We start from the raw sequence: 15,404 nt of genomic DNA on the forward strand, positions 1-15,404 counted from the left end.
TTGCAATTTGTAGTTAAATTGCGTGCAAATATACGTATTTTTTTGATTGGAAGCAATTCCGTCTTTCCGCTACAATTTTGTTAGTTCCGGTTTGTTTTTCTACAAAAATCGGGAGAGCTTCCGGTGGTCGCTTCCCGCTTTTAAGAAAAAACTAAACCGCAACGGTACAAAGATTTCCGCTGCAATACGGGCTAGGATATCATCCCCAAAAAATCATCTTCGCTAATGATCGGAATTTTCAATTGATTGGCTTTTTCCAATTTGGCTGGTCCCATATTCGCACCGGCAACTACATAATCGGTTTTGGCTGAAATGGAACTTCCTACTTTTCCGCCGTTGTCTTCTATAGCTTTCTTTAAATCATCACGCGAAAATTTTTCAAAAACTCCCGATACCACAAAGGTTTTTCCCTCCAAAATGGCACTCACCACTGTAGATTTCGATTCGTCAATAGCCATTTGTACACCGGCTGTTTTCAATCGGTCAATCGTGTGGCAATTGTCTTGATTTTCAAAAAACTCGATAACGCTCTGAGCAATTTTATCTCCAATTTCATCCACCAAAATCAAATCCATTAAACTGGCGGTGGCAATAGCATCAATGTTTTTGTAATGCTTGGCTAATTTTTTAGCAACGGTTTCACCCACGTACCGAATACCTAACGCATACAATACCCGTTCAAACGGAACTTCTTTGGATTTTTCAATTCCGTTAATCAAATTCTCCGCACTTTTTTGAGCCATTCGCTCCAATGGAAGAATCTGCTCGATTTTTAAATCATACAAATCGGCATAATTTTTTATCAATCCGTTGTTGTACAATAAAGCAACTGTTTCACCTCCCAATCCTTCAATATCCATCGCTTTTCTAGTGATGTAATGCTGAATACGTCCAATAATTTGCGGCGGACAACCATAAAAATTCGGACAGTAATGATTGGCTTCTCCTTCTTTGCGTTCCAATTTCGTTTGACATTCCGGACAATGCGTGATGTAGTGCGTAGGTTCGGTTTCATTGCCACGCTCGGCTACCGCAATAATTTTGGGGATAATTTCTCCTCCTTTTTCTACAAAAACTTTATCGCCAATACGAATGTCTAATTTTTCAATTTGGTCGGCATTGTGCAACGATGCTCTTTTCACAATCGTTCCTGCCAATTGCACCGGTTCTAAATTCGCCACCGGAGTAATCGCACCCGTTCTTCCCACTTGATAGGAAATGGAATTTAGTCGCGTAGAAACTTGCTCCGACTTAAATTTATAGGCCATAGCCCAACGAGGTGATTTGGCGGTATAACCCAATTCGTCTTGGTGTTGCAAACTGTTGACTTTGATTACAACTCCATCGGTTTCATAGGGTAAATCGTGGCGGTGTACATCCCAATAGGCAATATAATCCAATACTTCCTGCATGTTTTTGGCCAATTTGGATTGAGCAGGCACTTTAAAACCCCAATCTCGTGCGGCTTGTAAGCCTTCAAATTGTGTTTGAAACGGCAAATTATTCCCCACAATAAAATACAACAAACACTCCAAAGGACGTTTCGCTACTTCAGCACTATCTTGCAATTTTAAACTTCCGGAAGCAGTATTTCTAGGATTGGAATAAGGTGTTTCACCTATTTCAATCAATTCCTGATTCATTTTTTCAAATCCGGCAAAAGGCAAAATGATTTCGCCTCGAATATCAAACTTTGGTGGATAATTTCCCTTTAATTGCAAAGGAATCGAACGAATGGTTTTGATGTTGTTGGTCACTTCATCGCCTTGAAATCCATCGCCTCGTGTGACTGCTTTTGTCAATTTTCCTTCTTCATAGGTGATGCTGATAGAAGCACCGTCGTATTTTAATTCGCATGTATATTCCAATTCCACATTACCCAAAATCTTTTGAATTCGAACTTCCCAATCCATCAAATCTTCCGTAGAATAGGAATTATCCAACGAATACATCCGATGTTCGTGTACCACCGTATTGAAATTTTTGGTGATGCTCCCACCTACGCGTTGCGTTGGCGAATTTTCATCAAAAAACTCCGGATGTTGATTTTCCAAATCTTGTAATTCTTTCAATAACTGATCAAATTCAAAATCGGAAATGGTAGGTTTATCCAACACATAATAGTTGTAATTGTGTTGGTTTAGAGTTTCACGAAGGGATTGAATTTTGGTTTGGACGTTCATTTTTTATAAGTGCTAATGTTCTAAGTGGCTAAGGTACTGAGGTTACTTTGCGTTTACGATGTTATCAATTTGTTGGTACAATTGGCCATCACTTAAAATTGCACCTTGTTGGATGATGTCAAAAATCGCGGCATTTCGTTCGCCTTGGTATTCTTTTCGTCCCACATGAATGTCTATGGCATCGGTAAATAAATTATTGACCATCCATTCCAAACCTTTGGAAGTCATAAAATCAACTTCGGGTTCTAAGGTTTTTAGAACAATCGATTTTACTTCGGTTTCCAAACAATGGAATAGAAAAATATGATTTTTTGAAAAATGTTCTATATATTTCGTTTGTGCCAAAACACCTTCCCAAATCAAATCCGAAAACACATCGAGTTCTTGTTCGGCTACTTCAGGTTTGTTGGTTTTTATTTCATCCCATTCTTTTTTATCAATGGATTGTGTAGCTAAAAAATTAGCAAATTCTTGGTGTAGGGCTTCGAATTGTTCTTTGGTTAAACGGATGTATTTCATTTTTAAGGTACTGAGGTACTAAGGTGCTAAGGTTTCTAATTTGTTTATATATTCTTCATTGTATTATGAGATCCCTCCTGCGTCGGGATGACAAGTTTGTGGCATCTATTGCGGTTAAATTATAACTAACTTTACATTTCTAACGATAATTTTTATACAAATAATCCACTGAAAACTGCGACTGCGACTGAAAACAAAATCTATCCAATCACATCCAGTTTCGCAAAACGCAGCAACAACTTCTTAATTCCACCCACTTCAAATTTGATTTCGGCTTTTTTGTCGGCTCCAACGCCTTCTAAGTTGAGTACTTCACCTTTTCCGAAACGTTCGTGCATCACAATATTTCCGGGAATTAATTTGGAATCAAACAAGTTATTTACACTGGGTGCATTACCGGAAACCGGTTTTAATTTTCGTATCGTAGATGTCGGTTCATCACCATATCGTTTGGGTGGCGTTCCGTTGGTAGGTTTTGCTAATCGCAATTTTGATTTATCGATATCTCCAAAAATGTCGGTGTCAATCATCGGTTTGTAACGATAACCTGTTTCAACCGGACTTACGTATTCCAGATATCGGTCGTCAATTTCTTCAATAAAACGAGAAGGTTCACTATCCATTAATTTTCCCCAACGGTAACGGGATTGTGCGTAAGTTAAATACGCTTGATGTTCCGCACGGGTCAAGGCAACATAAAACAAACGGCGTTCTTCTTCCAATTCGCTTCGGGTGTTCAAACTCATCGCACTTGGAAACAAATCTTCTTCCATTCCCACGATAAAAACCGTTGGAAATTCCAATCCTTTCGCTAGGTGAATGGTCATTAATGCCACACGGTCATCATCACCTGTGTCCTTGTCTAAATCGGTTGCTAAAGCTACATCTTCTAAAAACTCTGATAAGGCTCCACGTGCACCGTCTATTTCTTTTTGCCCTTCGATAAAGTCTTTGATACCGTTGAGCAATTCTTCAATATTTTCAATGCGTTGAATGCCTTCGGGGGTGCCATCTTTTTTCAATTCCTGAATCAAACCGGTTTTTTTCGTCACATGTTCCGCCAAATAAAATGCGTCTTGATTTTCGTTGATGACCTGAAAACTTTTGATCATCATTACAAAATCTTCCAATTTTTGCTTGGTCCCAGAATTGAGTTTGAGGTCAATCTTATCAATATTTTCCATCACTTCAAAGATGGAACGCTTGTAATGATTGGCCGCCACCGTTAATTTTTCAATGGTGGAATCCCCAATTCCACGTGCGGGATAATTGATGACCCTAACCAATGCTTCTTCATCTTTTGGGTTGATAATTAATCGCAAATAACTCAAAACATCTTTGATTTCTTTGCGTTGGTAAAACGATAATCCGCCGTAAATTCGGTAAGGAATGTCACGTTTTCGCAAGGCATCTTCCATCGCACGGGATTGAGCGTTGGTGCGATACAAAATAGCGAATTCGCCATTTTTCATTTGGTTTCGCATCTTTTCTTCAAAGATGGTAGAAGCCACAAAACGACCTTCTTCCCCATCGGTAATGCTGCGATTTACTTTTATTTTGGGTCCGTCTTGGTTGTGTGTCCAAACCACTTTGTCGAGTTTGGTTTTGTTTTTATCGATGATGGAATTGGCTGCTTCTACAATGTTTTTGGTAGAGCGGTAATTTTGTTCCAGTCGAAACGTTTGCACATCGGCATAGTCTTTTTGAAAATTCAAAATGTTGTTGATGTTGGCACCCCGAAACGCATAAATACTTTGAGCATCATCACCCACCACGCAAATGTTTTGAAAACGATCAGACAACGCCCGAACAATCAAATACTGCGAATGGTTGGTATCTTGGTACTCATCCACCAAAATATAGCGAAAACGGTCTTGGTATTTGGCCAAAACATCCGGAAAACGACTCAGCAACTCATTGGTTTTAAGCAATAAATCGTCAAAATCCATAGCTCCCGATTTGAAACAACGTTCTACATAGTTGTGATAAATTTCACCCAAACGTGGTTTTTTACTCATGGCATCTGCCTCTTGCAATTCAGGATTGTTGAAATAGGCTTTAACGGTGATTAGCGAGTTTTTATAGGAGGAAATTCTGCCCAACACTTGCTTTGGTTTGTAAATATCCTTATCAAGTTGCATTTCTTTGATGATGGCACCAATCAACCGCACACTGTCTTGGGTATCATAAATGGTGAAATTACTCGGATAGCCTAGTTTATCTGCTTCTATGCGAAGAATTTTGGCAAAAACGGAGTGAAAGGTTCCCATCCAAAGGTTTTTGGCTTCGTTGTTTCCTACTATATCCGCAATACGTTTTTTCATTTCACGAGCGGCTTTATTGGTAAATGTGAGGGATAAAATGTTAAACGCATCTACACCCAAACTCATCAAATAAGCAATTCGCATCGTAAGCACTCGCGTTTTTCCAGAGCCGGCACCAGCAATGACAATCATTGGGCCGTCTTTTTGAAGGACCGGTGCACGTTGAGCATCGTTGAGTTGATTGATATATTCTTGTATCATATAAATTTCTGTTCGTAGTTAAACCTGACAGGTTTTAAAAACCTGTCAGGTTCAAAGTCCAAAAATAAGTTTACTTCTGATTTATTACAATTAAAATTGTTACGATTTATCAACTACTATTCAATTCGCTTTTAAACCTGACAGGCTTTAAAAACCTGTCAGGTTTAAAAAAATTAATACATAAATATCAACTAAAATTCTATTTTTGCACTAAACGTTCTAGCCCCGATTGAAGTGGAAAACATTTTTTGGCAACTTCTATTTTTTCTTGGTGAAAAAAAGCGACTAAAGGGAGCTCTTTTTTTACCATTAGAAAAAAAGATGTTGTGGAAAAATTTTGGAACGTAAAGCGGGAAAAAGCTTCTAAAAAAAAATATTAAAACTATGGAAACCAACAAAATAATTGAACTTTTAGCGTACACTTTACCGGCCCTAATTACAAGTGGTGTGGCTTTTTATTTTTTTCAAACGCACACCAAAAACGAAGAAAACAGACGTCGGTTTTTGTTGATAAAAGAAACCAAAAAAGAAGCTTTGCCTTTGCGATTGCAAGCCTATGAACGCATGGTTTTGTTTTTGGAACGTGTGAATCCTTCTAAATTATTGATTCGTATCGCTCCGTTTTCGGACGATAAAAACGATTATGAAAATTTCTTAATCAATCAAATCGAACAAGAATTTGAGCACAATTTGACCCAACAAATTTACTTAACGGAAGACTGTTGGACCGTGATTACAACGGCCAAAAACACGATTATTCAAAATATTAGAAAAACTGCTATGAGTGATAAAATTGATTCTTCCCATAAACTTCGGGAAACAATTTTAAGCGATTTACTAGACAAACAATCACCGAGTTTAGTAGCCATTAGTTATTTGAAATCGGAGGTGATTGCGATGATGGGTTAGTTTTCCAGCAACCTTCTCAATTGAATTTGCTCCGCCACATTTAAACTTGGTAAAAGTTCCTGAAAGTATTTTTTGTGGCGTTCCGTTTTGAGTAATTCTCTTATTTGATTGCGGGCAAAGAGTGTAAATTGCCATTTGTGATGCGTGGTAGCATTTACTAAGTTTTTGAGAATATTTTGATCATTCGGATTCAAAAACAACAAATTGGTTAATGCATTTTGCCGCACCCCACTTTCATAATTTGGAATACTGTAGGCTAACAATTCATCATAAAAATTGACTTTGTTGGCGTTCTCGTAATTTTCGGTCATCAAAGCTAAGGTCAGCCAAAGTATTCGCAAATTTTTATCATTAAACCCCACCCAATCTTTGGATTGATTCAAATAAACAGGTTGTTTTTCGGGAAATAATTTCCATAAAGTAGCTAGAGCAATTTCTTTGGTAATATACGATTCATCCAACAAAAGTGATTCGTATTCCGGTTGCAAGGATGCTGGAATCTCAACCATAATACGGGCTAATGCTTGACGTACTTTTATTTGTTTTGTTGCAAAAGCTTGACGCAATAAACTTTCTTTTTCTTCCATTGGAACTTCGGCCAACTGATACACGACTTCTTCTTTTAAAGGATAAAAAGCAGTGCTATTTAGAATTGTAGCAAACAAATCTTTTTTGACTTCAAAAGGTTGTGATTGCTTTTCAACCAATTCGAGATACGATTGCATAAATGCATTTTTACGTAGTAAAGCCAATGCTTGTCCCACTTCAAAACCGGATTGTTCCAACCAAATGCGTTTGAAATTTTCGGTATCAAAAGTAGAAACGGCTTTTACTTCGTTTAAAAAATCATCCGTATTGACGTTTTTAAAACGGTATTTTTTCAAATACGTTGCCACCGCTTTTTGAAAGTTTTCCGGTCCAATTTGTTCACGAAGAAAATGCAACGCCCAGGCTCCTTTTTGGTAAAAGGTGAGCGAACTCGCTTTTTCATTCAGCAACGGAATCGTATCAGATTTGGAAGCTTTTTGCAAACGCTCAGCCATTTCATACAATTCCCAGTTAAAATGGTCGTCGCCAAAAAGTTCTTTTTCGGCTAACAAAGCATAATAGGTTGCAAAACCTTCTTGCAACCAATGGTGTTTGCCGGATTGTGCCGTAATAAGATTGCCAAACCATTGGTGAGCCAATTCATGAGCATTGACATTGATATACGTTTTATCGTTGAACCCGATTTTATCCACTACAAAATCTTGAGCAAAAATGGTAGAAGTCGTGTTTTCCATTCCGGAATACAAGAAATCCCGAACCGGAACTTGACGGTAGATTTCCCAAGGGTACATCACCCCTATTTCCCGTTCGAAAAAATCGAAAATTTGTGTGGTGTAGCGATAAGTCGTTTCAAATTTATCGGCATCTTTTTCATTCAAATAAAATTCTAACGGTGTGCCGGATTTGGTTTTAGTAGTTTGTTTTTCAAATTTTCCGATAGCCATCATGACTAAATAGGAAGACATGGGTTTGGACATTTGATAATGCCAAATTTTGCTTTTGTCATTGAAATTGTCATTTACGCTTTTTAATTTCCCATTAGACAAAACCGTAAATTGATTATCAAAAGAAACCGACAAATTAAAAATCACTTTTTCGTTCACATCATCAAAACTGGGCAACCAATGACTGGTGTATTTGCCTTGCCCTTGCGTCCATATTTGGAGATTTTTGCCTTCACCAATAAAATAAAGTGTTTGTTTAGGGAAAGCTTTATAGTTGAATGTCAGTTTGTTTTTCCCTTTTTTAAATCCTTCAAACAGTTGCAATGCTTTACCTGAATTTTTAAAATTCACAGCTTTACCATTGATTTTTACGTTGGTAAACTCCATTTTGATGGCATCGATAGCGATGGTGTCAATTGCTTTTAAAACTTCAAATTGATAAATCACTTCTCCGGAAATGGATTTTTCAATAGAATTAGGAGCTACGATTGCCTGCACCATTTTGAAATCCACTTTTTGGGTTTCTTGAGCGAACGAAATGGAAAAAAGGAAAAGGAAAATATATCGCATGGTTGTTTCACAAAGTTACACAATGGTAAACAAAGATAAACAAAGTTTGGAACGCATACTAAGTGTAAATAAAACAGACAATCGAAAATTGATTTAAATTTTTTAGTGTTCTAAATTATTAAAAATCTTAATGAACCTTAATTTCTTAATGGTTTAAAAATGTAATCGTTTCTATTTTTTGTTACAACACAAAAAAACTATCTTCGCTTTGTTGTTATCAATTAACAATTGAAGATTAACGATTAACGATTTTTGAAGTTTTTAAAGTTGAACGACATCCTACAAACATCAATCGAATACCTCAAAGGCGTGGGTCCGAGTCGTGGCGAAATGCTGCGAAAGGAACTCAACATCCACCGCTATGGTGATTTATTGACGTTGTTTCCCAACAGGTATATCGATAGAACGCGGTATTACAAAATCAACGAATTGCAAGCCGGCAATACTGAAGTACAAATTATAGGCAAAATCATTCACCTCAAAACCATCGAACAAAGCAAAGGAAGAGGTCGCTTGGTTGCTACTTTTGTAGATGAAACCGGCGAAATGGAATTGGTTTGGTTTCAAGGTCAAAAATGGATTCGTGAAAGTTTAAAACTTAACACTCCGTATGTGGCGTTTGGAAAAGTCACCCCCTTTTCCGGTCAGTTTAACATGGCTCATCCCGAATTGGAATTGCTTGAAGAACACAAACAAAGTCTGCGTTCGGCCATGCAACCGGTGTATCCTTCCACAGAAAAACTGACGCAAAAAGGCATTTCCAATCGAGCCATCAACAAAATGATGCAGCAATTGTTTGTGGAAACACAAGCACGTTTTACAGAATCATTACCGCCCAATTTGTTGGAGGAATTGAAGTTGATTCCCAAAAATGCAGCGTTGTTCAATATTCATTTTCCGAAAAGTCAGGAGTTGTTAGCCAAAGCTCAATTCCGATTAAAATTTGAAGAATTGTTTTTTATTCAACTCCAACTCATCACCAAAAACCTCATACGAAAGCACAAAATCAAAGGACATCCGTTTGAAAAAGTGGGTGAACATTTTAATACCTTTTATCAACATCATTTACCGTTTGAATTGACCAATGCCCAAAAAAGAGTGATTAAAGAAATTCGAAACGACTTAGGGAGTAATGCCCAAATGAATCGTTTGTTGCAAGGTGATGTAGGTTCCGGCAAAACCATTGTGGCGTTATTGTGCATGCTCATGGCACTAGACAACGGATTCCAAAGTTGTTTGATGGCTCCAACGGAAATTTTGGCTACACAACATTTTAACGGTTTATCGGAATTGGCTAAAGATTTGAATATCAATATCAAATTACTTACGGGTTCAACCAAAACTTCCGAACGAAAAATCATTCATGAGGCTTTGGAAAGAGGAGAATTGCATATTTTAATCGGTACCCATGCTTTGTTGGAAGACAAAGTACAATTTCACAATTTAGGCTTGGCGATTATTGACGAACAACATCGATTTGGTGTGGAGCAGCGTTCTAAATTATGGAAGAAAAATGACATTCCGCCACATGTCTTGGTCATGACGGCGACCCCAATTCCGAGAACATTGGCGATGAGTATGTATGGCGATTTGGATATTTCGGTAATTGACGAATTGCCACCGGGCAGAAAACCCATTCAAACCGTGCATCGTTATGACTCGAATCGGTTGAAAGTGTGGAAATTTTTGAAAGACGAAATTGCGAAAGGGCGACAAATTTATATTGTTTATCCCTTAATCAACGAAAGTGAAAAAATGGATTACAAAGATTTGATGGACGGTTACGAAAGTATTTCCAGAGATTTTCCGTTGCCGCAGTACAGCGTTTCCATTGTTCACGGACAGATGAAACCAGCGGAAAAAGACGAAGAAATGCGACGTTTTGCAGCCGGAAAAACCAATATAATGGTAGCGACTACGGTGATTGAAGTGGGCGTGAATGTACCAAACGCAAGTGTGATGGTTATTGAAAGTGCAGAACGATTCGGCTTGTCGCAATTGCACCAGCTTCGCGGTCGTGTAGGTCGCGGTGCCGAGCAAAGCTATTGTATTTTGATGACCGGACACAAACTGAGTAACGATTCCAAAATCCGACTCGAAACCATGTGTAAAACCAATGACGGATTTGAAATTGCCGAAGTCGATTTAAAACTTCGCGGTCCAGGTGATATTATGGGAACGCAACAAAGTGGTGTGTTGAATTTACAAATCGCCGATTTGGTTCGCGACCGTGATATTTTACAATTAGCCCGACATGAAGCGATAAAACTGTTGAAAAAAGACCCTTCGATGGCCTTACCGGAACACCAAACCTTGCGAATGATATTTATGGAAATGAGCAAGAAGAAGAATATTTGGAATTATATAAGTTGAAGTTTCAAGTTTCAGGTTTCAGGTTTCAGGTTGAGAAAAAAGTTTATATTTATTGCTAATTTTCGACTAATTACTAATCACTATTCACTAATTACTAATCACCAAAATGGTTCAATACAACCCCAAAGACTGGATTACTTTTATTTTCAAATTTCACAAATCAGATACGTTTCGGAAATTAATTCCGATGATGATTTTTATAGGACTGTATTCGTATGGAATAGGGTATTTGGAAATGGAATATTGGAAATTGTCTCAAAACAGTTATGTAAAAAACATAACGATCATGCACAACATGTTGGGTTTTGTGATTTCCTTGCTTTTGGTATTCAGAACCAATACGGCTTATGATAGATGGTGGGAAGGGAGAAAACTTTGGGGTACATTGGTAAACAGCAGTCGTAATTTTTCACTTAAACTTAAAGTTATTTTAAAAGAAGAAGAGGATAAAAACTTTTTCAAAAAGGTTATTCCTATGTATGCTTCGTTTTTAAACAAACACCTTAAAAAAGAAGATACCGCAACCTTATTATTTGAAGATTCTGATATACAAATCGATTTACAAAAACATAAACCGAATCAGATTGCTCATATTTTATTTCAAAAAACCTACGATTTGTATGATAAAAAGAAAATCACTGGTGACCAGTTAATTATACTCAACAACGAACTACAATCTTTTACAGAAATTTGTGGAGCTTGCGAACGGATTAAAAACACACCTATTCCCTATTCCTATAGTGCTTTTATCAAAAAATTCATCTTTTTTTATGTTATGACATTGCCTTTTGGATACGTTTTCAGTTTGGGATATTATGTTATTCCGGTTGTCATTTTCATATTTTATGTTTTGGCGAGTTTGGAATTAATTGCCGAGGAAATCGAAGATCCGTTTGGTAGCGATGCGAATGACCTTCCTACGGATAAAATTGCCGATATGATTCGAACAAATTGTACAGAAATATTGAATTAATTCTACAAAAAAAATTGAAGTAATCAATTAAAAGCACACATAAAAAACCGAAAAACTCAGCTTTGACTACATTTTTTTAAATTGCTGTATATCAATAATATAACCTTATTAAATTCAATATTTTCTAACTTAGATTTAAAGTTTAAAGTCCCCGATAAACCTTATTTTATACCCTTTTAAAAATTAATACGGAACGGGTAATTTAACATTTTTAACATGTTAACGAGTAAGTATGCATTTCATCGATTTTATTCGCAATCACTACAAACTCACTCTAAATTTGTAACGTGAATATAGATACATCAAAACAAATTTATACCACAAATGCCACAAATTAACAATTATCTAACCAATTTTAATTTTTTAAAAAAATGAAAAAAATTCTTTTATTAACTTTACTTTCTTTCGGAATGTTTAGTTGTAGTAATGAAGATGTAAGTACTGGAGACAACACAGGTAACAAAGGACCCAAAGGTAGTTCAAATTCTACAAGTGCTTATGCAGATTACAATATATCGGTAACTCAAAATGCCGATGGTTCAGAGTGGACATATACAATTACAAAATCTAAAGCCAACTCAAAAAATTTAAGTCACTTTATCATCGATTTGAAAAACTGTGGTGAAGAAAGTGCTACTTTTAGCGATATCATTTGGGCTACTGTAAATGGAGCTCCTGCTGATATGTCACCAACAGAAGGTTCTGGTACAGGATGTAACCCTCAAGCTAACACAACCAATTTCATTAAATTCAACACCAATTCTGGAACTTCTTGGGTAATCGTTATCAAATTTGATAGGGGTTATGATGTTGCTCAAGGAGCTTTAAGCTGGATTAAAGCCGGAACTTCTTGTAATACAGGACTTATTCCTGCTCCAGGATGTCCAAGAGAAGACTATTGTTCTTTCTCTCAAGGTTTCTTCTTTGCTAATGGGGCATACAACAACGGTGCTTCTGAGTTTTGGGCAAATGGGTTAACTATTGGTGGTATAACTTACACACAAGCACAAGGTATGGCCGAGTGGGATGCAAATACTGGTCAAGGTTCTGACGCGGGTATGAGAGGTTTCTTCCAATTAGGAGCTTTATTATTAAGCGGAACCGGTGCTGAGGCTGGAGTTGCTCCACAAGCTGCTTTAATTGAGGCTTATTTCACTGGATTAGATGTAACTACAGTATCTGTATTACCTGCATCTAACAATGGAATCTTAAAATCAGATGTTAGTGCTGCCGCCGGAATTATTGGAGAATATATAGACGCAAATCACTGCGAATAATTATATAACTTAAAATTACTTTAAAAGAGGGCATTGTCCCTCTTTTTTTGTATCTAGATGTGTAGACGAAAAAAATTTAAAATAGTATATTTGCGACTTAAAATTTACAATCCAAATGCGAATCTCATACAACTGGCTTAAACAATTTATCAAATTAGATTTACCATCAGAAGAAACTGCTGCTTTACTTACCGACTTGGGATTGGAAGTAGAAGTTGTTGAAAAATATGAATCTGTTAAAGGAGGACTACAAGGAGTTGTTGTAGGCGAAGTAAAAACCTGTATCCAACACCCCGATGCAGATAGACTCAAAGTAACCACAGTTGATATTGGATTTGGTGAAATCGTGCAAATTGTTTGTGGAGCACCCAATGTTGCAGTGGGACAAAAAGTTCCGGTTGCCACAATTGGAACCACATTGTATGATAAAGAAGGAAACGAATTTCAAATCAAAAAAAGTAAAATTCGTGGACAAGAAAGTCACGGTATGATTTGTGCCGAAGATGAATTAGGAATTGGTGAAAGTCATGATGGAATTCTAGTTTTAGATTCTTCACTTCAGCCCGGAATGCTTTTTTCAAAAGTGATGAATATTGAAAACGATGAAGTTTTTGAAATTGGACTTACTCCCAATCGTGCCGATGCGATGTCGCATTGGGGCGTAGCTCGCGATCTGAAAGCCGGACTTGTTCAAAGAAACTTGAATCCCGAACTCATTACCCCCTCGGTTACAACCTTTAGGGTAGATAAACGAACTTTAAAAATTGACGTAGAAGTAAAAGACATCAAATTGGCCCCCAGATATTGTGGCCTTACTATTTCGGGTGTAGAAGTAAAACCTTCTCCAAACTGGCTGCAAAACCGCTTAAAAGCCATTGGATTAACTCCAAAGAACAATATTGTTGATGTTACAAATTACGTTTTACATGAGCTGGGTCAGCCTTTGCATGCTTTTGATGCATCGAAAATAAATGGAAAAATATTGGTTAAAACCGTTTCCGGAGGAACAAAATTCAAAACTTTAGATGATATTGAACGTACGCTTCATGAAGAGGATTTAATGATTTGTGATGAAAAAGGACCTCTTTGTATTGCCGGTGTTTTTGGTGGAAAAGAATCTGGTGTTACCGAAAAAACAACTCAAATCTTTTTAGAAAGTGCCTATTTTAATCCGGTTTCTATTCGAAAAACGGCCAAAAGACACGGACTCAGCACCGATGCTTCTTTTAGATTTGAAAGAGGAATTGATCCTACCATTACAGAATATGCCTTAAAAAGAGCTGCTATTCTCATTAAAGAAATTGCCGGAGGTGAAATCACATCAGACATTATAGACATATATCAAAAGAAAATTGAAGATCATACCGTAGTTTTAAACTTTAACAAAGTATACAAAATAATTGGTCAAGAAATTCCGAAGGAAACCTTGAAAAAAATTCTGGTATCATTAGATATTAAAGTCAATAGCGTTTCAGATGCAGGCTTAGGTTTAACAATTCCGGCCTATCGGGTTGATGTACAACGTGAAATTGATGTAATTGAAGATATTCTGAGGGTTTACGGATACAATAATATTCAATTTTCTAAAAAATTAAATGCTACGGTATCCAATTCTGCCCGAACCGAAGATTATAAAGTTCAAAATATTATAGCCGCTCAATTAAATTCGTTAGGATTTCATGAAATGATGGCCAACTCACTTACGACTCCTGACTATGTGAGTTTATCACAAAATTTAAGAGACGAATTTAATGTTCTGATGTTAAATCCGCTTAGTACCGATTTATCGGCTATGAGACAGTCGTTGCTATTCTCCGGATTAGAAGCAGTATCATATAATATAAACCGAAGAAATACAGATTTGAAATTATTTGAATTTGGAAAAACTTACCACAAAATGCCTTCAGGTTATGAAGAGAACAAACGTTTTTCTATGTTTATCTCTGGAAATCGTCTACCTGAAACATGGACAACAAATGGTCAAAAAACGAGTGATTTCTTTTTATTCAAAGGATATGTTCAATCGGTTTTAAACCGACTTTCTTTCACTAAAATTCAAACTTTACCGGTAACCAATGATGTATTTAACGAAGGTATAGCTCTAGCTTTAGGTAATGACATTTTGGTGGAATTTGGAACGGTAAAAAAATCAATTTTAAAACATTTTGATATCAAACAGGACGTTTTTTATGCCGATTTTAATTGGAGTTTAATCTTAAAATTGATTTCCAATAAAATCAAATTCCAAGAAATTCCGAAATATCCCGAAGTGAAAAGAGATTTATCCTTACTATTGGACGAGCAGGTTACTTTTGAAAATTTGTACACGGTAGCACGATCAACCGAAAAAAACTTATTAAAAGAAATCAGTTTGTTTGATGTTTACAAAGGAAAAAACTTACCGGAAGGGAAAAAATCTTATGCTCTGAGTTTTAGTATTCAAGATGCTACCAAAACCTTAACCGAAGAGCAAATTGATAAAGTAATGACAAAACTCCAACACAATTTTGAAAAAGAATTTGGAGCATCCCTAAGATAGCAAAAAGACCACAAATAGTATTTGTGGTCTTTTCTTTTAAAAC

Annotated in this window: 9 protein-coding genes; 5 read left to right on the forward strand and 4 right to left on the reverse strand. The window is 36.6% G+C overall.

Annotated elements, in window-relative coordinates:
- Positions 1-191: 191 nt before the first annotated feature.
- The 3 genes from ligA to V7M80_RS02410 all read right to left on the reverse strand — a co-directional run bounded on the left by ligA (position 192) and on the right by V7M80_RS02410 (position 5,227).
- Positions 192-2,183, reverse strand: a complete 1,992-nt coding sequence (gene ligA, locus V7M80_RS02400; RefSeq protein ID WP_333693767.1) for an NAD-dependent DNA ligase LigA — start codon at positions 2,181-2,183, stop codon at positions 192-194.
- A 42-nt stretch (positions 2,184-2,225) separates the two neighbouring features.
- On the reverse strand, positions 2,226-2,702 hold the full coding sequence (locus tag V7M80_RS02405; protein WP_333693768.1) for a DUF6495 family protein: 477 nt from the start codon (positions 2,700-2,702) through the stop codon (positions 2,226-2,228).
- Positions 2,703-2,902: 200 nt separating this feature from the next.
- Complete coding sequence (locus V7M80_RS02410; protein ID WP_333693769.1) at positions 2,903-5,227, reverse strand: ATP-dependent helicase; 2,325 nt, start codon at positions 5,225-5,227, stop codon at positions 2,903-2,905.
- Between the two features lie 384 nt (positions 5,228-5,611).
- On the opposite strand from V7M80_RS02410, the gene V7M80_RS02415 reads away from it, so the two are divergent.
- Positions 5,612-6,136, forward strand: coding sequence for a DUF7935 family protein (locus V7M80_RS02415; RefSeq protein ID WP_333693770.1), 525 nt, complete (start codon positions 5,612-5,614; stop codon positions 6,134-6,136).
- Here the strand turns inward: V7M80_RS02415 and V7M80_RS02420 are convergent.
- Positions 6,133-8,199, reverse strand: a complete 2,067-nt coding sequence (locus V7M80_RS02420; RefSeq protein WP_333693771.1) for a M1 family metallopeptidase — start codon at positions 8,197-8,199, stop codon at positions 6,133-6,135. The genes V7M80_RS02415 and V7M80_RS02420 overlap by 4 nt on opposite strands.
- Before the next feature lie 267 nt (positions 8,200-8,466).
- Here V7M80_RS02420 and recG point away from each other — a divergent pair, with 267 nt between their 5' ends.
- From recG to pheT, 4 genes are all read left to right on the forward strand, one after another.
- Positions 8,467-10,572: an ATP-dependent DNA helicase RecG gene (gene recG / locus V7M80_RS02425; protein ID WP_333693772.1), complete on the forward strand. Its 2,106-nt coding sequence runs from the start codon at positions 8,467-8,469 to the stop codon at positions 10,570-10,572.
- A gap of 106 nt (positions 10,573-10,678) precedes the next feature.
- Positions 10,679-11,545: a bestrophin family protein gene (locus tag V7M80_RS02430; RefSeq protein WP_333693773.1), complete on the forward strand. Its 867-nt coding sequence runs from the start codon at positions 10,679-10,681 to the stop codon at positions 11,543-11,545.
- A gap of 371 nt (positions 11,546-11,916) precedes the next feature.
- On the forward strand, positions 11,917-12,822 hold the full coding sequence (locus V7M80_RS02435; protein WP_333693774.1) for a hypothetical protein: 906 nt from the start codon (positions 11,917-11,919) through the stop codon (positions 12,820-12,822).
- A 115-nt stretch (positions 12,823-12,937) separates the two neighbouring features.
- On the forward strand, positions 12,938-15,361 hold the full coding sequence (gene pheT / locus V7M80_RS02440; RefSeq protein ID WP_333693775.1) for a phenylalanine--tRNA ligase subunit beta: 2,424 nt from the start codon (positions 12,938-12,940) through the stop codon (positions 15,359-15,361).
- Positions 15,362-15,404: the final 43 nt, after the last annotated feature.

The organism is Flavobacterium sp., assembly GCF_036759525.1.
Classification (GTDB): domain Bacteria; phylum Bacteroidota; class Bacteroidia; order Flavobacteriales; family Flavobacteriaceae; genus Flavobacterium.